26 protein-coding genes are annotated in these 24,271 nt (G+C 60.9%); 8 read left to right on the forward strand and 18 right to left on the reverse strand.

All coding sequences use genetic code 11. From position 1 onward, the window contains the following. Positions 1-137: 137 nt before the first annotated feature. The 6 genes from ACP2YO_RS28875 to ACP2YO_RS28900 all read right to left on the reverse strand — a co-directional run bounded on the left by ACP2YO_RS28875 (position 138) and on the right by ACP2YO_RS28900 (position 6,166). Complete coding sequence (locus ACP2YO_RS28875) at positions 138-416, reverse strand: hypothetical protein (RefSeq protein WP_426434537.1); 279 nt, start codon at positions 414-416, stop codon at positions 138-140. Between the two features lie 406 nt (positions 417-822). Beyond that, on the reverse strand, positions 823-2,424 hold the full coding sequence (locus ACP2YO_RS28880; RefSeq protein ID WP_426434538.1) for a GMC family oxidoreductase: 1,602 nt from the start codon (positions 2,422-2,424) through the stop codon (positions 823-825). A gap of 488 nt (positions 2,425-2,912) precedes the next feature. Beyond that, positions 2,913-4,016 (reverse strand): helix-turn-helix domain-containing protein, encoded by a 1,104-nt coding sequence (locus ACP2YO_RS28885; RefSeq protein WP_426434539.1) that lies wholly within the window; start codon positions 4,014-4,016, stop codon positions 2,913-2,915. Positions 4,017-4,385: 369 nt separating this feature from the next. Further along, entirely contained in the window at positions 4,386-4,751 is a 366-nt protein-coding gene (locus tag ACP2YO_RS28890) for a sigma factor-like helix-turn-helix DNA-binding protein (protein WP_426434540.1), read from the reverse strand. A gap of 62 nt (positions 4,752-4,813) precedes the next feature. Continuing rightward, positions 4,814-5,293, reverse strand: coding sequence for a sigma-70 family RNA polymerase sigma factor (locus ACP2YO_RS28895; RefSeq protein WP_426443339.1), 480 nt, complete (start codon positions 5,291-5,293; stop codon positions 4,814-4,816). A gap of 627 nt (positions 5,294-5,920) precedes the next feature. Further along, the gene (locus tag ACP2YO_RS28900) at positions 5,921-6,166 is read right to left on the reverse strand and encodes a hypothetical protein (RefSeq protein ID WP_426434541.1); all 246 of its coding nucleotides are present in this window, start codon (positions 6,164-6,166) and stop codon (positions 5,921-5,923) included. Positions 6,167-6,761: 595 nt separating this feature from the next. On the opposite strand from ACP2YO_RS28900, the gene ACP2YO_RS28905 reads away from it, so the two are divergent. The 3 genes from ACP2YO_RS28905 to ACP2YO_RS28915 all read left to right on the forward strand — a co-directional run bounded on the left by ACP2YO_RS28905 (position 6,762) and on the right by ACP2YO_RS28915 (position 8,906). Continuing rightward, positions 6,762-7,457, forward strand: coding sequence for a hypothetical protein (locus ACP2YO_RS28905; RefSeq protein ID WP_426434542.1), 696 nt, complete (start codon positions 6,762-6,764; stop codon positions 7,455-7,457). A 207-nt stretch (positions 7,458-7,664) separates the two neighbouring features. Continuing rightward, positions 7,665-8,390, forward strand: coding sequence for a response regulator (locus ACP2YO_RS28910; protein WP_426434543.1), 726 nt, complete (start codon positions 7,665-7,667; stop codon positions 8,388-8,390). Between the two features lie 216 nt (positions 8,391-8,606). Next, positions 8,607-8,906 carry a hypothetical protein gene (locus tag ACP2YO_RS28915; RefSeq protein WP_426434544.1) on the forward strand — a complete coding sequence of 100 codons (300 nt, stop codon included), beginning with the start codon at positions 8,607-8,609 and terminating at the stop codon, positions 8,904-8,906. Between the two features lie 656 nt (positions 8,907-9,562). Here the strand turns inward: ACP2YO_RS28915 and ACP2YO_RS28920 are convergent. The 6 genes from ACP2YO_RS28920 to ACP2YO_RS28945 all read right to left on the reverse strand — a co-directional run bounded on the left by ACP2YO_RS28920 (position 9,563) and on the right by ACP2YO_RS28945 (position 12,011). After that, positions 9,563-9,760 carry a rubredoxin gene (locus ACP2YO_RS28920; protein ID WP_426434545.1) on the reverse strand — a complete coding sequence of 66 codons (198 nt, stop codon included), beginning with the start codon at positions 9,758-9,760 and terminating at the stop codon, positions 9,563-9,565. A 66-nt stretch (positions 9,761-9,826) separates the two neighbouring features. Further along, complete coding sequence (locus ACP2YO_RS28925) at positions 9,827-10,099, reverse strand: cytochrome P450 (protein WP_426434546.1); 273 nt, start codon at positions 10,097-10,099, stop codon at positions 9,827-9,829. Further along, positions 10,099-10,494, reverse strand: a complete 396-nt coding sequence (locus ACP2YO_RS28930; protein ID WP_426434547.1) for an FAD binding domain-containing protein — start codon at positions 10,492-10,494, stop codon at positions 10,099-10,101. The genes ACP2YO_RS28925 and ACP2YO_RS28930 overlap by 1 nt, the downstream gene beginning before the upstream one ends. Next, positions 10,491-11,162, reverse strand: a complete 672-nt coding sequence (locus tag ACP2YO_RS28935) for an IclR family transcriptional regulator (protein ID WP_426434548.1) — start codon at positions 11,160-11,162, stop codon at positions 10,491-10,493. Before ACP2YO_RS28935 ends, ACP2YO_RS28930 begins: the two co-directional genes overlap by 4 nt. A gap of 110 nt (positions 11,163-11,272) precedes the next feature. Next, positions 11,273-11,467, reverse strand: coding sequence for a thiolase C-terminal domain-containing protein (locus ACP2YO_RS28940; protein ID WP_426434549.1), 195 nt, complete (start codon positions 11,465-11,467; stop codon positions 11,273-11,275). Positions 11,468-11,702: 235 nt separating this feature from the next. Then, a complete protein-coding gene (locus ACP2YO_RS28945; protein ID WP_426434550.1) occupies positions 11,703-12,011 on the reverse strand; it encodes a hypothetical protein in 309 nt (102 codons plus the stop codon). Between the two features lie 54 nt (positions 12,012-12,065). Between ACP2YO_RS28945 and ACP2YO_RS28950 the strand changes: the two genes are divergently transcribed. Further along, entirely contained in the window at positions 12,066-13,175 is a 1,110-nt protein-coding gene (locus tag ACP2YO_RS28950; protein ID WP_426434551.1) for an efflux RND transporter periplasmic adaptor subunit, read from the forward strand. A 4-nt stretch (positions 13,176-13,179) separates the two neighbouring features. Beyond that, the gene (locus ACP2YO_RS28955; RefSeq protein WP_426434552.1) at positions 13,180-16,359 is read left to right on the forward strand and encodes an efflux RND transporter permease subunit; all 3,180 of its coding nucleotides are present in this window, start codon (positions 13,180-13,182) and stop codon (positions 16,357-16,359) included. A gap of 225 nt (positions 16,360-16,584) precedes the next feature. Here ACP2YO_RS28955 and ACP2YO_RS28960 read toward each other — a convergent pair whose 3' ends face one another. Continuing rightward, complete coding sequence (locus tag ACP2YO_RS28960) at positions 16,585-16,998, reverse strand: hypothetical protein (RefSeq protein ID WP_426434553.1); 414 nt, start codon at positions 16,996-16,998, stop codon at positions 16,585-16,587. A gap of 157 nt (positions 16,999-17,155) precedes the next feature. On the opposite strand from ACP2YO_RS28960, the gene ACP2YO_RS28965 reads away from it, so the two are divergent. Next, complete coding sequence (locus ACP2YO_RS28965) at positions 17,156-17,611, forward strand: hypothetical protein (protein ID WP_426434554.1); 456 nt, start codon at positions 17,156-17,158, stop codon at positions 17,609-17,611. A gap of 171 nt (positions 17,612-17,782) precedes the next feature. On the opposite strand, the gene ACP2YO_RS28970 is transcribed toward ACP2YO_RS28965, so the two are convergent. The 4 genes from ACP2YO_RS28970 to ACP2YO_RS28985 form a co-directional block, all read right to left on the reverse strand. Further along, positions 17,783-18,220 (reverse strand): hypothetical protein, encoded by a 438-nt coding sequence (locus ACP2YO_RS28970; protein WP_426434555.1) that lies wholly within the window; start codon positions 18,218-18,220, stop codon positions 17,783-17,785. Positions 18,221-18,241: 21 nt separating this feature from the next. Continuing rightward, positions 18,242-18,697, reverse strand: a complete 456-nt coding sequence (locus ACP2YO_RS28975; RefSeq protein WP_426434556.1) for a hypothetical protein — start codon at positions 18,695-18,697, stop codon at positions 18,242-18,244. A gap of 10 nt (positions 18,698-18,707) precedes the next feature. Next, positions 18,708-21,452 carry a decarboxylase gene (locus ACP2YO_RS28980; RefSeq protein ID WP_426434557.1) on the reverse strand — a complete coding sequence of 915 codons (2,745 nt, stop codon included), beginning with the start codon at positions 21,450-21,452 and terminating at the stop codon, positions 18,708-18,710. Between the two features lie 83 nt (positions 21,453-21,535). After that, a complete protein-coding gene (locus tag ACP2YO_RS28985; RefSeq protein ID WP_426434558.1) occupies positions 21,536-22,297 on the reverse strand; it encodes a YoaK family protein in 762 nt (253 codons plus the stop codon). 76 nt (positions 22,298-22,373) lie between these two features. Between ACP2YO_RS28985 and ACP2YO_RS28990 the strand changes: the two genes are divergently transcribed. Together ACP2YO_RS28990 and ACP2YO_RS28995 are read left to right on the forward strand one after the other, a co-directional pair. Continuing rightward, positions 22,374-23,255 (forward strand): alpha/beta hydrolase family protein, encoded by an 882-nt coding sequence (locus ACP2YO_RS28990; RefSeq protein ID WP_426434559.1) that lies wholly within the window; start codon positions 22,374-22,376, stop codon positions 23,253-23,255. A gap of 147 nt (positions 23,256-23,402) precedes the next feature. After that, positions 23,403-23,876, forward strand: coding sequence for an invasion associated locus B family protein (locus tag ACP2YO_RS28995; RefSeq protein ID WP_426434560.1), 474 nt, complete (start codon positions 23,403-23,405; stop codon positions 23,874-23,876). Positions 23,877-23,885: 9 nt separating this feature from the next. On the opposite strand, the gene ACP2YO_RS29000 is transcribed toward ACP2YO_RS28995, so the two are convergent. After that, positions 23,886-24,260, reverse strand: a complete 375-nt coding sequence (locus ACP2YO_RS29000; protein ID WP_426434561.1) for a response regulator transcription factor — start codon at positions 24,258-24,260, stop codon at positions 23,886-23,888. Positions 24,261-24,271 lie beyond the last annotated feature (11 nt).

The raw sequence follows: 24,271 nt of genomic DNA on the forward strand, positions 1-24,271 counted from the left end.
TACGAAGACTGGGCGTCATGAGCCGATGACGCACTTCACGAGTGCAGCAGCGCATTGCTCGTGAATCGGCGATCAGAGCGACCCGCCCAGATCAATCGCGGCGATCCATTTCAGGCGGCGGATTATGGGCCGACACCCTAGAACCACGGCCCGGGTAGCGAAGGCAGCGACAACAGTATCAGCCATAGCTTGACGAAGTCGCCAGACCCGCGCGAGTTACGCAGGAGTGCAATGTCTTCCGCTGCCAGGCCAAATCTTGAAAGCCGCTCGTCGCTGATTTCGCTGAGCCAGCGACGTATGCGTTGCTTCGCCGGATCGTCCCTGGCCGAGAGAAGCCTGCGCACCAGGCTCGAGCGGGGTTTTCGGCATTTGGCCGCACGTTTCCCGATACTCTGCTGCGCACCTTCCATGGCCATGATCTCCTTCTGTTTCAGACATGTGGCGATGCTTCGGCCATCGCTTTAATAGGTTCGGTCCGAACATGTCCGGAAAGCTGGTGGGCGCGCGAGAAACTACCGCGAACTTTCATAGTTGCGCGTTACAGCGTCATTAGCGCCGGAGAGAGTTGGGTTACGGACGTAGCAAGTGAGCGCAATCTAGAGCGGCGCACTGTTCTTCGCGGCGTTCGGGCCGGCGCACGACGTGATCCAAACGAATGGAGTGCGCCGATTCACTGCGTGTAGAGCCACGCGTCGCTGAGGGCCTTCAGGCTTCTGGACTTAGCTTGGCGAGAAGCCGGTTCACCCGCGACCTTACTGCGACCGAATCATCGCCGCCTCGGCCCTCCTCGCGGCGGTTCAGGGCTTGATAACGTGCCGACGCTCACCAGGCGCGCATATCCACATCTCGTCGTTCCGCCATGGTAGGTCTCTTCCCGAGCAGAATGTCTGCTGCCTTCTCCGCAATCGCGATCACGGCGGCGTTGGTGTTACCACGGACAATCGATGGCATCACCGACGCGTCGACCACACGCAGTCCTTTGGTACCTAAAATCCGGAGATCGGCGTCGACGACGCCGCCGATCGCGCAGGTGCCAGACGGGTGATAGTTGGTACCTGTCTGCGCGGTCATAAATGCCAAGATGTCCGCCTCCGCGTCGGAGGTTGGAACAGAGAATGGCGCACGCTGCACCTTCGACAGCATGGGCCGCCGGAAGATATCCATCGCGAGCCGGACGCTGGCGATCATTGTGGCGCGATCGTGCTCGGTCGCCAGATAATTATGGGAGATGCGCGGTTTCGCGTCGGGTCGCGCCGATCGCAACGTGACTCTGCCGCGGCTGGTCGGTTTCAACAGCGTTGTCGTCATCGTGAAGCCGTGATCGGCCGGTGCCGACAGTCCTTCGTCGAAGTACAGCACCGGCGCCATTTCGAATTGGCAGTCCGGCACGCGCTCATCGCCGCACGTCGAGAGGAACACGCCCCCCTCCGCGATGTTCGAGGTCAGCGGACCACGGCCCTCCTGGTAGAGGGCCACATCGCTGGCCGAGCCGGCGCCGAGAAGTGATCTCTCATCGGTGAGGTAGCTCATCGGCAGCAGCGGGTGGTCTTGCAGGTTCGTCCCCACCGGAAGATCGACAATCGGTCGAATTCCAAATGGGCTGAGGTCGTCGGCCGGTCCGATGCCTGAAAGCATGAGAATTTGCGGAGAGCCATAGGCGCCGGCTGCGAGGATAATCTCGCTTCCGACGAAAAGCGTTTCCTGCTGGCCGTCGCGATGGAGCGACACACCGATGGCGCGGTGCCCCTCGAACACCAGGCGCAGCACAAAAGTGTCCGTGAAAACGCGCAAGTTCGGTCGATCGAGCGACGGATGGAGATAGGCGGCAGCGGCGCTGCATCGAACTCCGTTGCGCTGGGTGAGCTGAAAGCGGCCGCCCCCAAGCTGCTCGGCGCCATTGAAGTCATCGTTACGCCGATAACCCGATTGCAGCGCGGCCTCGATGAGCTGTTCCACGAGCGGATGCACGGAGCGACTGTCCTGCACGCTCAGGGGCCCGAAGTGTCCATGATAGGTGGGGTCGCCGCGCTCGTTGTTCTCCGATCTGATGAAGTAGGGCAGCATTTCCCGGTACGACCACCCCGTTGCGCCCTCCCTCGCCCAGCCGTCGAAATCGGCTTGGTTTCCGCGGATGTATATCATGGCGTTGATCGCGGAACTGCCACCCAGCGTTTTGCCTCGTGGCAGGTAGATCCGCCGCCGCTCCAAGGCCTGTTCCGGCTCGGTCGCGAAGTCCCAATCGTACTGACTCTTGAACAGTTGCGGGAAAGCGACGGGCATCGCGATCTCCGGCGCATCGTCCCGTCCCCCTGCCTCCACCAGGGCGACCCCGACACTGGGATCCTGGCTGAGACGTGCAGCGAGCACGCATCCGGCCGACCCGGCCCCAACGATGATGTAGTCAAATTCTTGTTTTGCGGTCATGCCTGAACTCCAAGATCCTTTGAACTCCAAGACCCCTGATCAGAGTGCCGAGCTTCCTGCTCCAAGGTGATGTCGAGCTCCGCCCATTGCATTACGGTCGTAGCCAAGAATCGAACTGGCGAGCCTGCAGGAGAGATCGAGACGATTGTGCCAAGATGCTGCTGTCCTGCTGACAAAGCGCGCCCTTGATATTGAAACGATCGAGTCAAACCGATGAGCCCGAGACCCGTGCAACTTCGAACCTGCATGCGAACAGAATGAGGTCGTAGCCGCACTGACCCGACGGTCGGCGCAGATGGCGCTGATGCCGACGAAGCGCGCGTGCGTGACGCCTTTGGTATTTCGGCTCATCTCTCCGTCTCCTGATCTTGCCTTCATCATGAGTTGATGTGGCAATCGGAGACTGGTCGTCATGAGCCCATGACGCACTTTCACCGGTACTGGCGCGCACTGCTCAGTGCCCGCGCGTTAGTGATGCGGGCTGAGCGCTAGACGTTCTGAGCGGATGACAAAAGCTCCGGTGCACGGGTGTGGACTATCCGGGGGCCGATGGCACCGTCTTTTGCGAGATGCGCACCCGGCCCATGACCAAACCGATCCCGGAATCTTCTTGCGAAATGGGCATAGTCGCGAAAGCCGCAGGCGTACGCGATTTCGCTGAGATGCTGACGTGCGCCGAGCGACGCCCGACGTTCCAGGAGGCGCGCGGCGCGATCCAAACGAACGGAATAGACCAATTCACTGCATGTGCAGCCGCGCGCCGTCAAGAGCTTCTGGACGTAGCGTAGCGAGATCCCCGCTTCGGCTGCCACCTGTGCAGGACCGAAGTCCGGATCGGCACAGCGATCCATCACGACGCCGCGAATGCGGGCGAACAGCCTGTCCGCATGGCGGGAGACAGGCCCCGGATCAGACGGCGCAAACAGGGCGCCCAATAGATCGTAGACGGCCAGTCGCATGTGGGGGCCCGCCGACGCGGCCTGGGCTCCATCGTCTCCGATACCGTCGAGAACGAGTTGCCGGAGGATGCGCGCTGCGACCGTTCCGCCGTGTCCGTGTAAGCAAGTTTGCGGCTCGAATCCGAGATGGGAAATGAGCGGCCGGCGGGGCAGATAAATGGACAGCCATTGCGAACCGTTGTCGGATATCCGCGTCGAGGGCCGCGCTCCATCCAGAAGCCCAATGTCTCCCGCGGAGAGTTGCACAGTGCGCTCGTTCTGGACCACCGTTGACCTACCAGCAACCTGAAATGAAGCACAATACCAATCCGTGCCAGCGAGGCGAACATCGCGACGCGTCCGCTCGAACCGGTACGTGTTGCCGCCATGATCCGCGGCCGCGGGCCCGCATTGGACCTTGATCTCGGATGCTGCGACCCCGTACACGTTCACTCGGCGCATCCAACCGGCAAAAGCACTGCGGTCGGTCGCCTGGTGATCGCCTCCGCACGTCGAGCCGAGCAGGCCGGCCGCGCAAATAGGTGATAGAGACGCCGACCACTCCTCGAAGTTCATTTGCGGGGTGCCGACGAAATCACTGCTTTGTTGCACCATCGCCTCCAGATCTACAGGCATACCGGGTATCAGCACCATTTACCTTCGAGTTGTGTCCCGCCACGCGCGAGCTCCAGTAACAGCACGAAGATGTGTTCTGGACTTGATGGCACCCCGCCTGATTGTGCAGCGGGACACTCTCAAATTTAGTGCGGGACGCCCAGATAAGCCACCACAAGCGCAGCCGATCAGACAGCCCGCTCCTGCTCTGAAGGCCTGGTTCCGTCGGAATGGGAACAGTGCGCGCTCGCACCCGGTCAAAGTACGCCTCGGGCTCACCACTTCTGACCTCTGTCGATCTAGTTTCATCCTCGATATCCATCGCGGCCGGCTGCCCGACGGAGCTGCGTCGGCTAGAGCCATTTCCGGCCCGATGGAATCGGGACGCTTCCATATCTTGGCGCCAACTCACGACGGCGTACCAAGGACGGACGGTTCGAGAAGGCGGCCGGTAGGAACGCCGCTTTCTTGCCGAAGGAGTTCTGGTACCGGCCGGTGTCCGAACTGGGCGGCATCCAGTTGACTTCTGGCAGCTCGTCTTACCTTCGCAAACGCTTGGACTTCGATCTGGCGCACGCGTTCGGTCGAAACCGACAATTCAAATGCCAATTGACCAAGCGGAACTGGGTCCGAAGCGAGACGCCGCAACTGGAAGACTCGCCGCTCCTGTGCCGTCAATAGATTCACCGCCGCATAGAGCGCTTCTGTCTGTTGAATGGCGTCTTCTCGCTCTGCGAGAATGGTCTCTGCACTTGGTGCCGGATCGACCAGCATGGCCTCCCACTCTGTCGCCAGCCCTTCATCATTCATAGGTCGATTTAGCGAGGCATCACCTCTCAATCGGCAATCCATCTCGATGACCTCGCGCGGGCAACGCCAAAACTGGATGCTATCGCCTCTGCCGCTTCCGCATTCAGCTGCGCCGGCGCTCCACCGAGCTTGCTGATTTGGTGACGAAGTCGAAAGAATAACTTCCTCTGGGCCCGAGTAGTGCCGATCTTGACCAACGACCAGGAGCGCAGAATATAATGAAGGATCGTGGCCTTCATCCAGCATAGCGCGCAAGTCGAAAAGCGCGCGCCGCGGTCGGGATCGAATCGCGAGGCTGCGATTACCAAGCCAAGATTGGCTTCGGCCCTGAGATCTGCAAGAGGCAGTCCGTATCCCTTGTAGCGCCTGGCGACTTTCGCGGCGAGCCGAAGATGGCTGGTCACGAGCTTGTCGACGGCCTTTCGATCCCCCAGTTGCCGCCACCGTCTCGCCAGTTGGCGTTCTTGCTCCGGCTCCAGCAGGCATCCTCCGGATTCACCTGTCATCGCAGTCGCTCCTCGTTCGTAGTTGTCTCTGCTTGCGAACGTAGGATGCGACGGCGATGTGCTCCAATATAAAGTCAGCGCCCTTTCGATACCTTCAGGGTATGAGCAGGCGCTCGCTCCACTTCCGAACAGGTCATTTGCACGCACGCGCAGCTTTTCAACTTCTAGGGCGTTCTCGAGCGCGGTGGACTCCGATTCACGTCAAGAAGACGCTTCAAACAAGACACTAGTTCCGTTCAGGCTCATCAGAACGAAATCGGCCCTGCCGTTGGCGAACGAATACGACGCTCAATCTTGAGGCTGCCGACTCTTCGCTGTCCTGTCAAAGTCCAGCGCATTGCTGGCCAGATCCGCAATGCGACCGTCACTGCCGAACTCGCGGCAGGCTCTTTCATGAGTAGTAACTGGAGCGAGGACCGGGCACGCCACACCATATGAGGCGCAGTAACGGCTGAAGTACACCGTTAGCCAGCCAGGCAGGCGCAAGGACGCCAGCGGGAATGATTGGTCGTGTCGTGGCGGCGAGTCGACGGACAGCGAGTTGGAACACCACTTCCAACTCGCCGTGCTCACCAATTGCAGTGAGTGCTACCGCTTCAATCCCAAAAGACCTTGGAGTGTCGCCGTTCAGAAGGAAGCGGTACCGGGCTCGCAGGGTACGTTGTTGCCCGTCCACGGGGCCGTTGCAAACGCACCGACACGCGGCGCCGAGACGCATGTAGTACCATACAGGTCGGTGGAAGGCGCCGATGCGGCGGCATTGGCCTTCAAAGCAGAGTGTCGTGCGGCGAAGTGGCCTTCGCGAGCCAGCGCCGGCGTGGCAAGCATAGCCACCACGATCAGTCCAGTAGACAGCGTTCTAAGATTGGTCATCCAACTTTCTCCTGTTCAGAGCAATAGGCCGCTCAAAGGTTCGGCCTACGGAAATACATGTAGGCCGCTATGCATCGATCAATTGCACAAATCACTCACGCGCATTCACCGCTGGGTGAGTTCGGCATGAACTTGGGATGATCGACCCTGGTCGGAAAGAGGTGGTCCTGTCGGCAACGAAACAGTACGCGCTCGTGCCCAGTGAAAGTGCGCTTTAGGCCCACAACATTCAATCCATCTCCATCTAACGTCATCTTCCAAATCTGGTTGCGATCCAAAGGTGCCGGACCTGGCCGAAGTTGCGAAAGAATCGTCGGTGAGCTGCGGCGGCTCAATTTACGACACGGCCAACGTGGCCAGTGCCAGCGATGGCAGCGCTGACTACATCTCAAATCACCGGACCGACTATTCCTATTTTGGCTTGGGTCGGTTCTTGGGTCAGTTCAGGACTTTGGAGCAGACTGGTCTGTCTATGCTGAATTGGAGTCCGTCGACCGCGGGGATACCACGCCTCGTTTCGCCGGCTTCGAAAACCAGAGCGCAAGGGCCGAGGTCGCTGGCTTTCTTTGCACCAAACCCAAACTCAGGAGCCAAGATGAGGCTTTCCCTGCGAAGAACGCCCCTAAGCTGCTTGATCCTGCTTTGGCCGATCGGTCCGAGGAGTGCGGATGACGGCGCGAAACACGCGTTTCTCTGGCCGGACAGTTTCGTCAGCCGTCTCGAAGCGCTCGCTCTGCTGCAGACTGTGAACGCGGACCTGCTGAGCCATGACAGCGCGACCCTCACTCTCGAACGATGGTGCGACACCCATCATATGGCTTCGCCTGCACGCGTCGTCGCCGAGCGGGTCAAGAACGCCGGCAAACAGGCGACGGCGGAGCAACTGCAATTTCTGAGCGTGAGCACTCCCGATGCTGTTCGTTATCGCCGGGTTCGGTTGCGGTGCGGAGCTTACGTCCTCTCGCAGGCGGACAACTGGTATGTACCGGCTCGACTGACCGATGACATGAACCGGCTGCTCGACACGACCGAAACCTCTTTCGGCCGGGCGGTCCAGGCATTGAATTTCCGGCGCCGAACCCTATCGGCAAAACTGCTATGGCTGCCTCTCCCCGAGGGATGGGAAACTGGTGCATCCATCTCTGGCAGAAGCCCGGCAAAGCTGCGGATTCCCGATGCAGTGCTTGAACATCGTGCCGTCTTGACACTGCCGGATGGCACACCGTTCAGTGAGGTAGTCGAGACGTATACGGGCGATATTCTAGCATTCCCACCACCGTCAGGACGTTAGGTTTGCTCTCGAATGAGATCGCGTCAAACGGGAGACATCTTTGTGCGTCCTCGAAACATATCAAAGTGCGTCGTCGACATATGACAGCCGATGCCAAGCGAATAGATCTCCAGCGGATGGACGCGTTTCGTCCGCCGAAATAGCCATCGGCGTGTTCAAGCCTAGATCCGCATCCCGGTCGGTGGCGGTCAGTTCAAGAGAGCGACGATGTCGGCAGATGTAGGTGGTATCATTGTTGTTGATGACGATCCTACTTTGCGGCAGATGGTGATCGGATATCTGGAAGAGCATAATGTCCCGACCAGGGCTGCGTCCAATCGGGCTGAACTGCGCTGCCATCTTGAGGAAACACATCCCAGTCTGATCATTCTCGACCTTTGCCTCGGTCAGGACGATGGGCTCGATCTGCTGCGGGAAATCCGTTCATATTCGGATGTGCCGGTCATCATCACCACGGGGCATCGACCCGACGAAATCGATCGCATCATCGGCCTCGAGCTCGGCGCTGACGATTACATCATCAAACCGTTCAGCCTGAGGGAGCTGCTGGCGCGGGTCCGCGCGGTGTTGCGGCGCCAGGAGATGGGACGGACCGCGCGCGCCCGTGATCCCGAGCGCGGCGGCTACCGCTTCAAGGGCTGGAAGCTCGAACGCCGCAGCCGGAAGCTGATGGACGCCAGTGACGCGACGGTTCCTCTAAGCAAGGGCGAGTACGCCTTGCTACTGGCATTTCTCGAAGCGCCGCAGCGCCCGCTGACCCGCGAGCACCTGCTACGGGCAACCCGCGTCCACGAGGATATCTTCGACCGTAGCATCGACATTCAGGTGCTGCGGCTGCGGCGCAAGCTGGAGACCGATCCGAGCGTGCCGCGCATTATCCAGACCGAGCGCGGCATCGGCTACGTCTTCGCCGCATCCGTCGAGCCATTCTAGATGTCAGCTAGCCTGCTGCGGCGCTATCGCGATGTCTCGGCCAGCGAAAGACTAGAGCGGCTCGCCTCCGCAGTAGCGATATTGGCGGCTTTGGCCATCAGGCCATTTCGCCGGTAACGCGATATCGGATGCGTGAAGTCATTATGTAGCGCGCCCGTCCCATCATCGTATCCGGTCGTTCACCCCCGAATGACCCAGCGCAACCGCGATAGGAGAATGATGATGTCCAAACGACTTGGTCTCACCGTCGTCGCAGCCTCGATTCTGTTCGGCTCCGCGCCCGGCCTCGCCGGCAGTGAAAGTACGACGAACTCAAGCCAGAGCGTCGCAACCACCTCGCCCAACCCGGATGACCTGTTGGCAAGATTCGCCAGCGTGGGCCGCGCTCCCATCGGTCACCGGCAGCCGCGCCAGAGCGAAGTTCCCCAGACCACGCAGTTGTCACCTGATGATTTGGAGCTACGCCGGCTGGACGAAGAGATCGATCGCAAACTGACCATCTGCCAGGGCTGTTGAGCCTCTGGAGTGGCTTACCAGTGTCGCAGGCGAGCGGCAGATCGTCGTTCGCGCTGATCCTAACAAGGAGACTTGAGATGAACATTCGCATGTCACGACGTACTGTTCTCGTCCTTTCAGCATTGGCGACCAGCGCCATCGCGCTTGCCGTCCAGCCCGCCGCCGCATTCGCCAAACCCTCTCTTGTCGCCCACAAGAGTATGACCTGGTCTGGTGCGCGAGCCCGTCGGGATGGTCACGCCTTCTTTCCAGCCCCGCGCCCCGCCCCATTCGCCACCGCGCCTCGGAGCAGAAACGAAGGCACTTGCGACTTCGGCGATAACCCAGCGATATGTTGAAAACGCCGAGGTCAGTTCTCCGGCGCCAGGCGCCCCCCACGCTCCGAAAGCACGACCAGCGCCAAATATTGGGGATAAGTGACGCCAGGTTTCTTAAGGAACGGTACGAATGGGGCGCGTCATGCGGTTGCTGGCAGCGTAGGACAAGGCTGCGCTCGATGACCATATGGTCACTCCTGATATCATGGTCACTCCTGACATCAAGGCCATCGTGCCAAACTCGAGCCCGGTAGCGGTCCGCAGCAGCGATCGATTCGTGACTAAGCAAGAGAACGACAGGGAGGAAGGGATGCGTTGGCATCCCGATGGACGGCAGGACTAGATTTCGACCATATCGAAATCGGATTTTGCCGCTCCACATGATGGACATACCCAATCAGCCGGAATGTCCGCCCAACGCGTGCCAGGCGGCAACATTTCATCCGGATCGCCCTCCGCCTCGCTGTAGACGTAATCACAACTCCGACACTGCCAAGTCTTAAAATCTGTCGTCCTATCCAAATCGATTCCCGCCATTTGCCGCTTTGGTCCACGGAAGATTTCCTTGAGGAGCGATCGCGCGAGGCTAATCGCACCGTCGTCTCATGCGGCCTTGTATCGAATGGGTACCGCCTTCGGTCCACACACCAGATTTGCGGCTGCGCGTTTGGGCTCACCCGCCAGTTCGAGCGTCTTCAATCGTGGCAACAGCTCCTCAAGAAAGACTTTCATTTCCAAACGGGCAAGATGCTGGCCAAGGCAGACGTGCGCTCCGTGACCAAAGCCCAAGTGCCGATTTGGACTACGTGCAAGATCGAATTGAAAGGGTCCGTCGAACTTGGTTTCGTCCCGATTGGCTGAGGGAAAGGAAACCATCACCCAAGCGCTGCGATGTTGGCCAGCTCCGCCGTAGGGTCGAGATGGCAGAGCGATCCGCCGATCGTGCCGCGATTGCGAGTCTGGCGATGTCCGACGTGGCCGAGCGCCTCCTTCATGATTGGAAGCCGGGCGCCCACCAGGGTCGATGTCTCGATGTCACGTTGACGGGTCGTGGCACCGAAGCGGATCGCGCCGTCCCGTTCGGAGATGCCAGGCAGGTCGTCCACGCGATTGAGATCGACGAGGTGGTCGGGCATCAGGAAACGGAAGTTCATCATCGGCATGAGCGATTGCCCGCCGGCAAGCAGCTTCAGGTTCTCGAACCGGCTAACAAGCGAAGCAGCCTCGGAGAGGGTCGTCGGATCGTAGTAGGTGAATGGAGCCGGTTTCATGCACGCCGCCTGCTTGGCTGGATCTGGCAGCCCAGCGCTGTCGAAGGCCGGACAGCTGCAGCCCGAACCGCCCGCGCGCATAGCGCTTGAGCCCCCCGCGCCGCGCGGTGTTCGGGCACGGTAACGACCATTGAGGCGAGGACCTTTCCCCCGACGCCAAAGACGGGCGCTCCGATTCCGACCGCGCCCGGCAAGCGCTCTCCATGCGTGATGACGAAACCGGCGGTCCGGATCGCCGCCAGATCGCGATCCAGTTTCGCGCGAACAACCGGCGTCCGTGGTGTAATGGCGCGCAAACCATGCTTGGCGAGCGCCGCGGCGCGCTCCGCAGGAGCCAGAAAGGCCAAGATTGCCTTCCCACTCGCGCCAGCGTGCAAGTACTTCAATTCGCCGGGCTCTATCACGTAATGTAGCGGCTTCTGGCTCTCGACGAAGGCAACGTTGATCGCAGCACCCTGCGGCGAAGAGTAAGCGTTCAACGTCACCCCCTCTCCCACCTCGTGCACCAGCGCCTGCAAGATCGGCTGGGCTACTTGTACAAGCGCCGAGCTTGACTGGAGGAGCGCCGCGAGCCGAAGACTGCGCGCTCCCACGTTCCAGCAGCCAGCCGCACTGTCTTGGATCAGCAGATCGGCGGCCGTGAGGGCACGCAACAGACGAAGCACCATGGTTTGCGAGAGGCCGAGCGCGGATGCGCCCTCGGCTACCGTGATGGGGTGCGCTTGAGATGCAGCTCATTCCAGCAGAGAAACCGCTCCTGACAATTTCTCCATTGTCGTCAACGCGCCAGGATGCCGATTGAGCAAACGCCATGATCGAGGCCGGCAATGCCACCTCCGGTGCAATGTGCGAGTCCTACCTTCGCACTTTCCACCTGACGCGCCCCGGCGGCGCCGCGAAGTTGCCAGACGATCTCCACGATCTGCGCGATCCCGGTAGCGCCGACAGGGATGGCCCTTGCACAACAATCCACCGCTTGGGTTCACAGGTATGCGGCCACCGACAGAGCTGTCGCCGCTCTCGAGCATGTGGATCGCTTCGCCACGCTGGCAGAAGCCCAACAGCGCCCGTCCAAGCCTTCAGCTACTGCGCCCGGCAATGCTTCCTGAGGTGCTGCAGCGTCGGGGCGCGTGCCATTGGCTTTTGGGTTGATGTTCATCTTGTCCATCCCTGCACGAAAGATTTGCGGAGCCACGAGCGCAGCGCACTCAAAAGAACGCCAAAGCCGCAAATTTCGGATCTTGACGTGCTGATGTTCCGGCGATGGCCGCCCTCTTGATGGGCTCAGGCCTGGTCAGCGAACCGTCTTCAATGGTCACGATCGAGGGACCGAGCCTTCGAGGCAGGACAAGTCCCTGTTGCAGCTTGCTTGGTCGATGCGCTGCGGCCGAACTCAGTCTCGAGCGGTTGTACAGCTCGGCATCGTCCCGCATGCCGGCGTGATTACGCGGGTCGGAGGCCCGGCTAGGGCCGGTCTGCCGCGCGTGTCCCGTTCGATCAGGCTTGACATAGGTCAAGCCTGCCATCGTGCCAGCCGATCTGTTGGAGAAGCTTACGAATAGGAGACTGCGATGCGTATCATCACCTGCGCGGCTCTGGTCGCGTGCGGGCTCTGTGCCCCTGCACTTGCTCAGACAAAAGAGGAGTCGCCCGCGGTGCCGGTGGGCGTTGTCACGGCCGAGAAAAAGCCCGTGACAAAGTCGCTCGATTTTGTCGGGCGGGTTCAGTCGATCAATCGGGTCGAAGTCAGGGCGCGTGTCACCGGTTTTCTGGAAAATGTCCTGTTCAAGGAAGGCGACTCCATCAAGGAAGGCACGCCGCTCTACGCCATCGAAAAGGGGCTGTTCGAGGCCGCGGTCGGGCAAGCCGAGGGCGCGCTGGAGCGCAGCAAGGCCGCCAAGGCGTTGAGCGCGCTGCAACTGGAGCGGGCGGAAGATTTGCTGGCGAAAAACGTAGGGACCGCGGTCGCCCGGGACCAGGCCTTGGCAGCCGATCAGTCCGCCCAGGGTCAGATCACGACCGACGAGGCCAATCTGCAAACGGCGAAGATCAATCTCGGATACACCGCAATTACTGCGCCGATCGCCGGCAAGGTCGGAAAGACCAACATCACCAAGGGCAATGTGGTCGGTCCGGAGAGCGGCCCTCTCACCATCGTTGTCAGCGAGGACCCAATGTATGTGAGCTTTCCTGTTAGCCAGCGCGAATTTCTGCGCGCTCAGCAAGACCAGCACAAGCAGGACATCACGGGCATCAAGGTAAACCTCCGCTTTGCCGATGGCAGCTCCTACAAGCAGACTGGCCAGATCAATTTCGTCGACGTGAGCGTCGATCGCGCGACCGACACGATTTCGGTGCGCGCCAGCTTTCCAGATCCGGACTTCACCCTGGTCGATGGCCAACTGGTGCGGGTCGGCCTGGAAGCCGGGGCCCCGCAAGAGAAGATCGTGATCCCGCAAACTGCGCTGATCTCCGATCAGGAAGGCGTTTACATCTTCATCGCCAGCGATGGCAAAGCCGCGATCCGGCGGGTCAAACCGGCCGGAGAGAGCGGATCCGGCGTCATCATTGACCAAGGCCTGACCGGCGGCGAGTTGGTGATCGTCGAAGGACTGCAGAGCCTGCGCGCGGGCGCGCCAGTCCGCGCAACTCCGCTACCGCCCGCCGCCGGCCGGAGCTAAAGTCATGCTGTCAGCCATTTTCGTCGACCGCCCGCGGCTTGCAATCGTCATCGCCGTCGTCACGACGATCGCCGGGGCGCTGGCGTTCCTTTCGATGCCGGTCGCGCAATACCCGGATATTGTGCCGCCGCAAGTCTCGGTTACGACCTTCTACCCCGGCGCAAACTCCGCCGTGGTGGACGCCACCGTCGCCCAGCCGATCGAGGCGCAGGTCGTCGGCGTCGACAAGATGATGTACATGAAGAGCACGAGCGGAGATGACGGCAGCTACACGCTGACCGCTTCGTTCGAACTCGGCACCGATCCGGATATCAACACCGTCAACGTCAACAACCGCGTTCAAGCGGCTCTGTCGGCGTTACCATCGGAAGTCCAGCGCCAGGGCATCGTCGTCAAGAAAAAGTCGACAGCGATCCTTGCCACGATCGCACTTTACTCGCCGAAGGGCACCCACGACCCGCTGTTCCTGTCGAACTACGTCACCATCAACATGCTCGATACGATCAAGAGCACGCCTGGTGTCGGTGACGCCGCGCTGTTTGCTGCCCAGGACTATGCGATGCGGGCATGGGTGCGGACCGATCGGCTGACCGGCCTCAACCTCACGACCGGCGACATCATCAACGCGATCCAGTCGCAGAACGTTCAGGCCGCGGTCGGACGCGTTGGCGCCCGGCCGATTTCCGACGATCAGCAGTTACAACTCAACATCCAGACCAAGGGTCGGCTCACTTCCGTTCCGGAATTCGAGAACATCGTCATCCGGACCAACCCGGACGGATCGGTGCTGCGATTGCGCGATGTCGCAACGATCGAACTCGGCGCCGCCAACGTGGACCGCGAGACGCGCTTCAACGGCCAGGACGCCGCCGCCGTCGTGGTTTACCAGTCGCCGGGCGGCAACGCCCTCGCGACTGTCAAAGCCATCCGCGCGAAGCTGACCGAACTTCAGATGCGTTTTCCGGACGATCTATCCTGGAAGATCACCTACGACCCAACGGTGTTCGTCACCGACACCATGCACGAAGTCCAGAAGACGCTGATCGAAGCGTTCGTGCTCGTCGTTCTCGTCGTATTCCTGTTTCTCGGCAGCTTCCGCGCCACCTTGATCCCCACACTCGCAGTCCCTGTCAGCCTGATTGGCGCCTTCATCGCGCTCAAGGCTGTCGGATACTCCGCCAATACGGTCTCGCTGCTGGCGATCGTGCTCGCAATCGGCATCGTCGTTGACGATGCCATCGTCGTCGTCGAGAACGTCGAGCGCGTCATGGAAGAGCACCCGGAGCTATCGCCGGCCGAGGCCACCAAGCGCGCCATGGCGGAGATTACCGCGCCAATCATTGCGATCACGCTGGTGTTGTTGTCGGTGTTCGTGCCGATCGCCTTCATTCCCGGAATTTCCGGCGAGCTGTTCCGCCAGTTTGCGGTTACGGTATCGGTGGCCATGCTGCTTTCTGCCGTCAACGCGCTGACCCTCTCGCCAGCCCTTTGTGGTGTGTTGCTGCGTCCACATCACGGACCCCGGCGCGGTATAATCGGGATCATCATGCGGTCGATCGACCGGGTGGCCAACGGCTATGGCAGCATCGTGGGACGGATCGTCCGCTTCTCGGTGATCGGGATTGCGATGGTAGCCATCGCTGGCGCCGGTGTCTTCGGACTGGCGAAGGTCACGCCGACCGGATTCCTGCCTGAGGACGACCAGGGCGCCATCTTCGTTATCGCCCAGTTGCCGGGCGGTGCGTCGGTGACCCGCACCTCCGAAGTGATGCGTGCGGCTGAGGCCATCATCAAGGAGGATCCCGCCGTCGATGAATATACCTCGATCATCGGGCTGAATTTCATCGACAACTACTCGCAGGCCAATGCCGGCTTCATGATCGTGACTTTCAAGCCGTTCGAAGAGCGGAAAGGCAAAGGCATGGGGGCGAAGGACGTGATCGCAAGGCTCGGACCAAAATTCCGCCAGATCCAGGGCGGCGCGGTCGTGCCATTGGCACCGCCGCCGATCGTCGGCCTCGGTACCGGTGGCGGGTTCACCTATGTGCTCCAGGATCTGCGGGGTGGCGATCCCAAGGTGCTCGCCCAAGCCGTTCGTGGGCTAACAGTAGCGGCCAATCAGGACCCGAGACTGCAACGTGTCTTCAGTACATTCTCAGCCACCAATCCATCGATCTTCCTCGACATCGACCGCGACAAGGTTCAAATTCTGGGTGTTCAGCTCAAGGACGTATTCCAGGCCTTGCAGGCCTCGCTCGGCGGATACTTCGTCAACAACACGAACCTGTTTGGGCGCACCTGGCAAGTGCAGGTGCAGGCCGAGGCGGCCGACCGATCGGGCATTGACGACATCTATCGCATCAATGTGCGTAACGCCGAGGGAAAGATGATTCCCCTGCGTAGCTTGGCGGAGGTCCGCGTCGTCGTCGGTCCGCCAGCGCTGATCCGCTATAACAACCTTCGCGCGGTGACCATCCAGGGTGGCCCCGCTGCGGGCGTGTCGTCCGGCCAGGCGCTGGCCGCCATGGAAGAGGTGGCGAAAAAGACGCTGCCGCAGGGTTTCAAGGGGGAGTGGACCGATACGGCGTTCCAGGAAAAACGTGCTGAAGGCAAGACGGCGATCATTCTCGGCTTCGCTGTGTTATTCGCCTATCTGTTTCTCGTGGCTCTCTACGAAAGCTGGACGATTCCCGTTCCCGTGCTGCTATCGGTCGCGATCGGCATCCTCGGATCCTTCGGCGCCATTGTCCTGGGCGGTCTCACACTCGACCTTTATGGCCAGATAGGCATGGTGGTGCTGATCGGCCTTGCCGCCAAGAACGGCATTCTGATCGTCGAATTTGCCAAGGAGAAGCGCGAACAGGGTATCCCACTGCTCGAGGCCGCGACGGAAGGTGCGCGTCTGCGGTTCCGGCCGGTGATGATGACATCGTTCGCGTTCATTCTTGGCCTCTATCCGCTGGTGGTGGCAAAGGGAGCCTCAGAACTGGCCCGGCAAGGCGTCGGCACGCCGGTGTTCGGTGGAATGATCCTGGCATCGTTTGTAGGAATCTTCGCCATCCCGCCGCTCTACGTGATGTTCCAGGCCATTCGCGAGCGCTTGAGGCCGGGCTCTCGGCCACCGCTGGAGCACACTGCGGGAGAGACGAAAGTGATGCCGACCGAGCATGCCGCCGCGGAATAACCGGGCATGCCGCAGCGGAATAAAACGCGGATCGCATCTTCACGATCATCGAGGCATCGTAGCGACCGCGATCAAATCGACGTTTATCGTCCTTCGACGACGTTCGCGCCGGCCGCGCGTGGGGGCGATAGATTAGCTCGGTTGGCCCCTGAATGCGGCACCAATCCGCTCCAGTTCGAGCGTCAAGCAGAACAGTGCTCTCACGCGATAAGATCGCCAGCGGGCTCAGAGCCGGCAGCGGTGATACTTCACCTCCATGCTCTCGAGACCAGGGAACAGCCGAGTGATGTTGTCGTCATCGACGACCTTCAGCACGAACTGGACATTGGAAAGCATGATGTCGGTGGCGCACGCCGCGATCAGATTGAGGCTCTGCCCGTCCTCTTTGCGCGTCTTAACGGTGCATTTGGCAAACTTGCCGCGGATCTGGTCCGCGTCGATGATGAAGCCTCCGCCATGAACGCCGGAGAATTCGGCAAAGCCAATCTGCCTCGCGCGTCCACGCCGAACAAACACCTTGTCGCATTTGTCGGCGTCGGCCGCCCAGGCGCCGGTGAGCTGGATCGCGCTGGCGCATTCAGGGAGCGCGAGACCTACGATCATCGCCACCCGCAGAACTGCCCTTCCAACATTCCTCATAGGTTATTTCCCTGGAGGCTGGTCCGGGCCTGTGGGCGACATCCCTCGACGGTGCGATTTCGGAGCCGACCAAGCTTGATCTGGATCAAGAGGTGATATGGCGAAGCGGCCGTAGCGTCGTGGGTGAATGGCGAAGGTCCGTCAGGAAGGAGCTGCCATGCCCATAAATATAGACGATCTGCTGCCTAGCGCGGCGGACATCCAGAAGCAGGCCGCAATGAAGGATGCGGAAAAAACGGAAGAGCATGCTCAGAGACTCGCCGCCGTGGAGGCAGAGAAGCGGGCGCTTATCGAGAAGTTGACCAAACCTTCCGGTCTCTCGGAAGACGAGAAGGTCAAGCTCGCTGCCACCGTCATCCAGCGCGCGGTACGAAACGGCCTCAGTGAAGTCCAAGTCTACCGGTTTCCCAATTCGCTTTGTACCGACCATGGCCGTGCCATCGGTCAGCAGGAGCCTGGCTGGGAGAAGACACTGCAGGGTATCCCGCTCGAGATATTCCAGCTCTGGTCCGATTACCTGAAACCCCGCGGCTACCGCATCAAGTATCGGATCGTCGACTACCCTGGCGGCGTGCCTGGCGAGATCAGCATCACCCTTGGCTGGGGTGACTGAGACAAAGACACTGCCGCATCCGCAATGACCCGAAAGATTTATAAGGAAGGCTACGCACGCTACGCGCCGAGCTTGGCCACTAATGGGAGTGGTTGACTGCTAGAATGACCAGTTCTTTGCGTCGGGTGAAGTTTGTCACTGAATGGTTATGACCATTATGCCAATTCGCACTCACTCCAGCGTAATCGTGACTCCGCCGACAGCCGCCGATAGCTCTACGCCGACCCTGCCGCCGCTCAACTGCAGGATTACGCCCCTCTCGTTCTTTAGCTGAACGCTACCGACTCCGGCTGCCAGCGCGCCGCCGGCGCCGACCGCGGCGTAGCTACCCTGGATGTCGAACGGACTGAGCACGTTGAGCGCGCGCCCCGTTAAGCGGGCGGTGGAGGCGCCGATCGTGAAACCGACGCTCATCCCCGACACGACGAAACGACGGTGTTGCCCCCGACAAGTCAGCACGCCGTGACCGCCGCCGACGCCCACGATGAACCCTCCTTTGGTGAAAACGACGCGGACCTCGCAGGTCTCGGCCTGCAATGGCGAAACCAGGCCGAACGTCAGCAATGCGGCCAAAGCGGCTGCGAGGAACCGCATGCAATAGCTGTTCATGTATACTTGCTCCAGTTGCTGCTAGTCGGGAGTCGAACGCGATGGATCGAGCGTGACCACGACGGTGCTGACGTTCGCAGACAGCTCGAGGCCGGCCTTAGGGCCCTCCAAGATGATGATCACGCCCTTGTCGTTTTTGAGCTGCACACCACCGACGCCGCCAACCAGTGCAACGCCGGCGCCGACGACTCTATAGATGCCGGAAAAATCGCTGAGCTCGTTGATGTAGTTGGCACGCCCGACCAGCTTGCTGATCGAAGCGCCGGCCGTAAGGCCAAGGCTCAACCCCCTCACCGTAAATGGATAGTTGCGGTGGCGAAAGGTCAGCGTCCCGCGGCCAGCGCCGGCTCCCACGACAAGGCCCGCCTTGGCGACGGTAACGCGAACGGTGCCGGTGATCGCATGCGACGGTGCTGCCAAACCGGTCGATACAACGAGCGCGGTCGCGGCCACTGCGCAGACGTGATACAGCCTCATCACGGCTCTCTCACTCGGCCGCGGGCCGGAAGGCTGCCGGCGCACGGCGATCGCCGAACCTCGCCAGGGCTTCCGGACGCACGAGCTTTAAACCCTGCACCGCGTTGTAGCCGTGGATCTCCTTCACATCGAGCTTGCGCATGAAATCGATCGTCTCCTGGGTGATGACCTGTCCGGGAACCATGATCGGGAAGCCAGGCGGATAGGGAATTACAAAGCTCGCCGAAACCAGATCGGGGCCGTTCTTCACGCGGCGGTCGATCTCGGAATCGTTCAGGCGGAGATATTCGCACCCTGCGGCGTCGTAGGCGGCGAAGAAGCCACTGCGGATATCGCCTTCGTTGGTCTTCTGGCCGGCATCGCCGCGAAAGCCGTCGTGGAAGTGCGAAAAATTCGGGAGGTCGGGCACGTCCGTCATCAGGCTCTTCACCCGTGCCTGGAAAGCGCTGGTCGCGCTGGCTCCGCCCTTGATGAGGTCGCGCTCAATCTCGCTGCTGATCTCGGCGAGCACGCGGATAAGATGGGCGACGTCGCTGCGGGTGTTATTGATATTGGACTGGATCAGCACCGAATTGCGCGAAGTCTTGTTGACCTGGATTCCGTAACGATTGGCGAAGATGCCCTTAAACTGCGTGCCGTCGAAGCCGGCGGTGCCGCACACCAGCGTCAGCCGGGTCGGATCGAGGCAAAACTCATCCTCCTTGAGGCTATGCAAGACCTGCCCCCAGTCGACGCCTTGCGCCAGATAATCGGTAAAGCCGCTGGAGCGATATTGCGACGGCACCATCTTGTCGGCGCCGAGCACGCTGAAATATTGCGAGATCAGCGGATTAGCGGCGACTGCCTTGCGGATCGCAAAGGCTATCTCAATGGCATTGGCGACGAGGCCATATCCCTCCAACTCCATCTGCCGCCGCGCGACGTCGAGGCTGGCGATCAACTGCTGGTTCGGGCTGGTCGAGGCGTGCGTGAACACCGCCTCTTTGAATTGCGCTTCCACGGTGTGGAAGTCGACATCCTTGACGATCAACATCGAGCCCTGCCGTATCGCCGACATCGATTTGTGCGTGGAGTTGGTCTGGTACACCCGCAGACGTATCTGCCGCGGATCGGGGATCAGGCGGGCGTTCAGCAGAGTCTCGTCGGATGGATTGTCGCCGAGCTCGGAGCGCTGCCTCTCGTAGGCCTGGATCGACGGCGGGTCTTGCATCCACGCCTCGATGTCGTTGGCCGCGCCCATCGCCGTGCGCGGACGCAGGAAGGGCGAGAAGCGGGCAAAGGCGAACCAGGCTTCGTCCCACAGGAAAATCAGGTCTGGCTTGATCGCCAGGCATTCCTCCATCACCCGGCGTGTATTGTAGACATGCCCATCGAAGGTGCAGTTGGTCAGGTCAAGCATCTTGACCCGGTTCAGCCGGTTCTCTGACCTGAGATTCAACAGCGCCTGCTTAATGGTCTTGAGCGGGACGGCGCCATACATCGAATACTCCGTCATCGGAAACGCTTCGACGTACAGCGGCTGCGCGCCCGACAACACCATGCCGTAGTGGTGCGATTTGTGGCAGTTGCGGTCGACGATGGCGATGTCGCCCGGCGCGAGCAGCGCCTGCACCGCCATCTTGTTGGAGGTGGACGTTCCGTTGGTGACGAAGAACACCTGATCACCGCCAAAGGCCCGCGCCGCCTTCTCCTGCGCTTTCTTGATATTGCCGGTAGGTTCAAGGAGGCTGTCGAGGCCGCCCGTGGTGGCGCTGCTTTCCGCGAGGAACAGGTTCGGGCCATAGAATTCGCCCATGTCGCGGATCCAGTCCGACCTGAACACCGACTTGCCGCGCGCGATCGGCAGCGCATGGAACGTTCCGATCGGGCGCTGGGCATATTTCTTGAGATTGTCGAAGAACGGCGTCTCGTAGCGATCCTGCACACCTTCGAGAATAGCGAGATGCAGTTCGAGCAGTTCCTCCACCGAATAGAAAATGCGGCGCGCGACATTGGCCTCGGGATTGCCTGCCAGTTCCTCCACATTGCGATTCGAGACCAGGTAGATGTCGAGTTCGGGGCGTATCCGCTTCAATGTCTGCGCCAGCGCCAGCGCGGAGTCGGAGGTCTCCCTCTGGTCCATCGGCGCCATCAGGGTACGCAACACGGGCGCATCGTGCCGTGAACGCAGTGCAAAGCCCTCGTTAACAACGACAGCCCCAAGCGCGGGATTGAGTAACGCGGCACAGAACGCGTCCTCGAAACTGCCCGCGAAAACCGGCTCATGGATGAAGCTGTCGGATGGACGGCGCAGCTTGCGCCACTCGGCACCCAGGCTCGACCAGTTCGTGGAGGGAACGCCGGTCACGATCAGGGTTTCGAAATACGGCCGGCGCGTCGTAGTGTCGCCGAAACCAGGCGGCAGCAAATCCGGCATCTCGGTGTCGGTATCCGCATGCACGTCCCAATCGCTAGCATGCTGACGGAATGATCGCGTCTGCAGCGCCTGCGTGATACGCATGGCGAGCGCCAGCGCCCCCGCAGCATCGCCCGCCCCTGCGCGCTCCTTCAACGCCACCATCAGACGCGGGCCGGGATAGGCATGATATTCTTCCGTGATTGCTAGCTGGGAAAGTCTTTCGTCGAAACCGGCACGATCGCCCGATCCGCTCGACCAGGCCTTCGCCGCCTCAACCAAACCGCGCCATTCGTCTGCCCGGGCGCCGGGGCCGGAGAAAAATTGGTCGATCCGCCGTTCCTGAGCTTGCTGCGCCATCATCGTCTCCCGCGCCCTGTGGTTTGCGGCAGCGTTGGCAGCCACGCGCGGACCGAGTCTTGATCTAAATCAAACCATTCGGACTACGCGTTGACGGCGACCGGCTTCTGCTCGCAAACGAGCAATACGATCACGAGCAGCATCACGGGAATGGCGAGACTGTAGGCCCGCGTGACCTCCGTTATAAATGCACCGACGGCTGCGCCTGAGCCAAAGACGATGCACATCGCCCCAAACACGAGAGGCCGGCGAAAAGGTCTTGCCTCGGCGCTTCCGGCGAGGGCCGTGAAAAGGCCTTCGATGGTCTGACGAAAATTACTGGTCACCATCACGGAGTTGTAGCTAAATCCCTCGACCTTTGGAAAGCTCACCATCTGAAACGCGGCGACCAGAGAAAGACCCAGGGTACCAGCGACTTCCGGGAACCGGTTGTGCAGGATCGCAACGATGAACAGGAAGACGATCTCGGTCAGCGTGCTGATCCGCGCTGCGCGCTGTGGCGCGACGCGGCGCAACCAGCAAGCCATGATCACGCCGACGGCGAAAGCCAGAAGCGGCGGAATATAGTGAAGGGCCCTGCCCAATTCTCCGCCCGATAGATAGACCCAGAGAAAGACCAGATTGGCACTTTGCGCGTTGGCAAAGACACGGTGAACAATCCAGGCATAGGCCTCGAGATATCCTCCCGTGAACGCCAGAAGGCTCGCGATCTCGAGCGCCTCGTCGCGGGAAAACAGTGATCCGGCGGGGGCGTGCTCCGTCGACACGTGGGACTCCCATCGGCCAGAAAGCCGGCCCAGGATAAGCGATCCGCGTATGCGGCGCGAAGTCTTGATCTGAATCAAGGACGTCGGATCTGACGGAACCGAGCATGGGCGTGAAGCCTGCCCCAACATTCGCTCCGTGAGCGGGACGGAAGAGATGCTTCGATCCCTCTGCCTGTCACTCGCCCTTCTTGCGGCGCTCGGCGCGCCCATTCCCGGCAGAAGCGCGGACAATCGAACGCTGCTGCCGGTTCAGGAAGAGGTCTGGGCGCTCCCTCTCATCCATCCGACGGTCGCCTACGTGGTTCATCCTGCTGGAAATGGGCCGTTCCCGCTCGCGGTGATGAATCACGGCGTATCACTCAACGCCCGCGAACGCAGCTTCTTCCCCCTGGTTGAGTTTCGGGATGCCGCCCTCTGGTTCGCGCGCCGAGGCTATCTGGTGGTGGCGCCGACCGGGCCGGGATATGGCGCCATGGCTCTCGATGCACCGGATCTCGGCCTGTTCCCCGTGTTCTATTCAAAGATCGGTGCCTGCGAGAATCCAAACTTCCGGGATGCCGGCATGGCGGCGGCGCTGCTCGACAAATGGATCATCGACTATATGACGGAGCAGAAAATAGCCGCGCCCAATAGCGCCATCGTCATCGGTCAGTCCGCAGGCGGCTGGGGCGCGATCGCGCTCTCGAGCCAGAACCTGCCCTCGGTGAAAGCGATCATCACCTTCGCGGCAGGCCGCGGCGGACGCGTCGGCGGCAAGCCGAACAATAATTGCGCTCCCGACAAGCTGGTTGAGGCTACGGCCGCGTTCGGGCGCACCGCGCGAACTCCGATGTTGTGGTTCTATATCGAGAACGACACCTTCTTCGGGCCGGAGCTCTCCAGGCGAATGCATGAGGCCTATACCGGCGCCGGCGGTAGCGCCGAATATCACCTGATGCCGTCCTTCGGCGGTGAAGGACACTTCTTCATCGATTCCGCTGATGCCATTCAGCAATGGTCGCCGCTGGTCAGTCAATTCCTCGACAAGCGCCGTTAGGAGGGGTCGATGATGCGCGATTGCAAGAAGCTATTTTCCTCTGCCGCGGTCGTGGCGGCGATATCGATCCTGTTGCCACCATGCCTTGCTGACGCACAACAGGCCGCGCCGTCCGGCGGGGGCGCGGAGCAAGCACGCGAGCCTGAAATGGCATCGCGCGGCCAGCGCAGCCTGATCCGCCCTATCAAATACGGCGATTGGCAAAAATTCTGTTTCAAGGCAGCCGGAACAAGCATGGTGTGCCGCACCACCATCACCGGCACCTGGGACACCGGTCAAACCGCGGTGCGCGTCGACCTGATCGAGCGCGAAGGCGACAGCAAGGCACGCTTGCAGATTTTCCTGCCGGTCGGGATGTATTTGCAGGCAGGCGCCAAACTGACGGTGGATCAGGGGAAGCCGTACCAAATCCCCTATGTCTGGTGCATGACAAATACCTGCATCGCTGGCAATGCCGCCGATCCGGAATTGATCCGCGAGATGGAGACGGGCGCGAAGCTGGTTCTCGAAGTCGTCGATTCCAGCGTGCAGAGCGTCAGCACCACACTGCCGCTTGGCCGGTTCGCCTCGGTCCGCAATGGCCCTCCGGCGCGAACATATCAGCAAGACATCGATGAATGATTTGATGCGTTACGCAAGACCGGCGGATGCACGCTCAATCGGCTCAATCAGCGACCTTGCGGAAAACGGCTTGGTGAGATAGGCGATGCATCCGGATGCCATCGCCGCCATGCGCGTCGCGTGGTTATCCTTGCCAGTGACGAAGATCACCGGCAGTGTAATTCCGGCGGCCGTCATGCGATGCCGCACTTCAATTCCGGACTCGTCATTGAGGTCGATGTCGAGAATAACGCACACCGCAGTATCGAAATCATCATGCCGCTGAAAGGCGTTGGCGGAGCCGAACAGCTCGCTTTCGTAGCCATGCTCGCGCAGCAGTCGCCTGACGCCCCTGAGCATGCTGGGGTCGTCATCAACGATGTAAACCAGTTTCCGCCTTGGCAAGTGCGCCGGTC

It is taken from the genome of Bradyrhizobium genosp. P, assembly GCF_049949265.1.
Lineage (GTDB): Bacteria > Pseudomonadota > Alphaproteobacteria > Rhizobiales > Xanthobacteraceae > Bradyrhizobium.

Bases quoted from the DNA above. Each gene is read 5' to 3' on its own strand.
- ACP2YO_RS28960 (WP_426434553.1), bottom strand. From the start codon at position 16,998: ATGAGGAATGTTGGAAGGGCAGTTCTGCGGGTGGCGATGATCGTAGGT.
- ACP2YO_RS28900 (WP_426434541.1), bottom strand. From the start codon at position 6,166: ATGACCAATCTTAGAACGCTGTCTACTGGACTGATCGTGGTGGCTATG.
- ACP2YO_RS28965 (WP_426434554.1), top strand. From the start codon at position 17,156: ATGCCCATAAATATAGACGATCTGCTGCCTAGCGCGGCGGACATCCAG.
- ACP2YO_RS28890 (WP_426434540.1), bottom strand. From the start codon at position 4,751: ATGCTGGTCGATCCGGCACCAAGTGCAGAGACCATTCTCGCAGAGCGA.
- ACP2YO_RS28910 (WP_426434543.1), top strand. From the start codon at position 7,665: ATGTCGGCAGATGTAGGTGGTATCATTGTTGTTGATGACGATCCTACT.
- ACP2YO_RS28880 (WP_426434538.1), bottom strand. From the start codon at position 2,424: ATGACCGCAAAACAAGAATTTGACTACATCATCGTTGGGGCCGGGTCG.
- ACP2YO_RS28925 (WP_426434546.1), bottom strand. From the start codon at position 10,099: ATGGTTTCCTTTCCCTCAGCCAATCGGGACGAAACCAAGTTCGACGGA.
- ACP2YO_RS28915 (WP_426434544.1), top strand. From the start codon at position 8,607: ATGATGATGTCCAAACGACTTGGTCTCACCGTCGTCGCAGCCTCGATT.
- ACP2YO_RS28895 (WP_426443339.1), bottom strand. From the start codon at position 5,293: ATGACAGGTGAATCCGGAGGATGCCTGCTGGAGCCGGAGCAAGAACGC.
- ACP2YO_RS28905 (WP_426434542.1), top strand. From the start codon at position 6,762: ATGAGGCTTTCCCTGCGAAGAACGCCCCTAAGCTGCTTGATCCTGCTT.
- ACP2YO_RS28935 (WP_426434548.1), bottom strand. From the start codon at position 11,162: ATGGTGCTTCGTCTGTTGCGTGCCCTCACGGCCGCCGATCTGCTGATC.
- ACP2YO_RS28980 (WP_426434557.1), bottom strand. From the start codon at position 21,452: ATGGCGCAGCAAGCTCAGGAACGGCGGATCGACCAATTTTTCTCCGGC.
- ACP2YO_RS28930 (WP_426434547.1), bottom strand. From the start codon at position 10,494: ATGAAACCGGCTCCATTCACCTACTACGATCCGACGACCCTCTCCGAG.
- ACP2YO_RS28990 (WP_426434559.1), top strand. From the start codon at position 22,374: ATGCTTCGATCCCTCTGCCTGTCACTCGCCCTTCTTGCGGCGCTCGGC.
- ACP2YO_RS28920 (WP_426434545.1), bottom strand. From the start codon at position 9,760: ATGGCGGGAATCGATTTGGATAGGACGACAGATTTTAAGACTTGGCAG.
- ACP2YO_RS28950 (WP_426434551.1), top strand. From the start codon at position 12,066: ATGCGTATCATCACCTGCGCGGCTCTGGTCGCGTGCGGGCTCTGTGCC.
- ACP2YO_RS28885 (WP_426434539.1), bottom strand. From the start codon at position 4,016: ATGGTGCTGATACCCGGTATGCCTGTAGATCTGGAGGCGATGGTGCAA.
- ACP2YO_RS28875 (WP_426434537.1), bottom strand. From the start codon at position 416: ATGGCCATGGAAGGTGCGCAGCAGAGTATCGGGAAACGTGCGGCCAAA.
- ACP2YO_RS28975 (WP_426434556.1), bottom strand. From the start codon at position 18,697: ATGAGGCTGTATCACGTCTGCGCAGTGGCCGCGACCGCGCTCGTTGTA.
- ACP2YO_RS28995 (WP_426434560.1), top strand. From the start codon at position 23,403: ATGGCATCGCGCGGCCAGCGCAGCCTGATCCGCCCTATCAAATACGGC.
- ACP2YO_RS28955 (WP_426434552.1), top strand. From the start codon at position 13,180: ATGCTGTCAGCCATTTTCGTCGACCGCCCGCGGCTTGCAATCGTCATC.
- ACP2YO_RS28970 (WP_426434555.1), bottom strand. From the start codon at position 18,220: ATGAACAGCTATTGCATGCGGTTCCTCGCAGCCGCTTTGGCCGCATTG.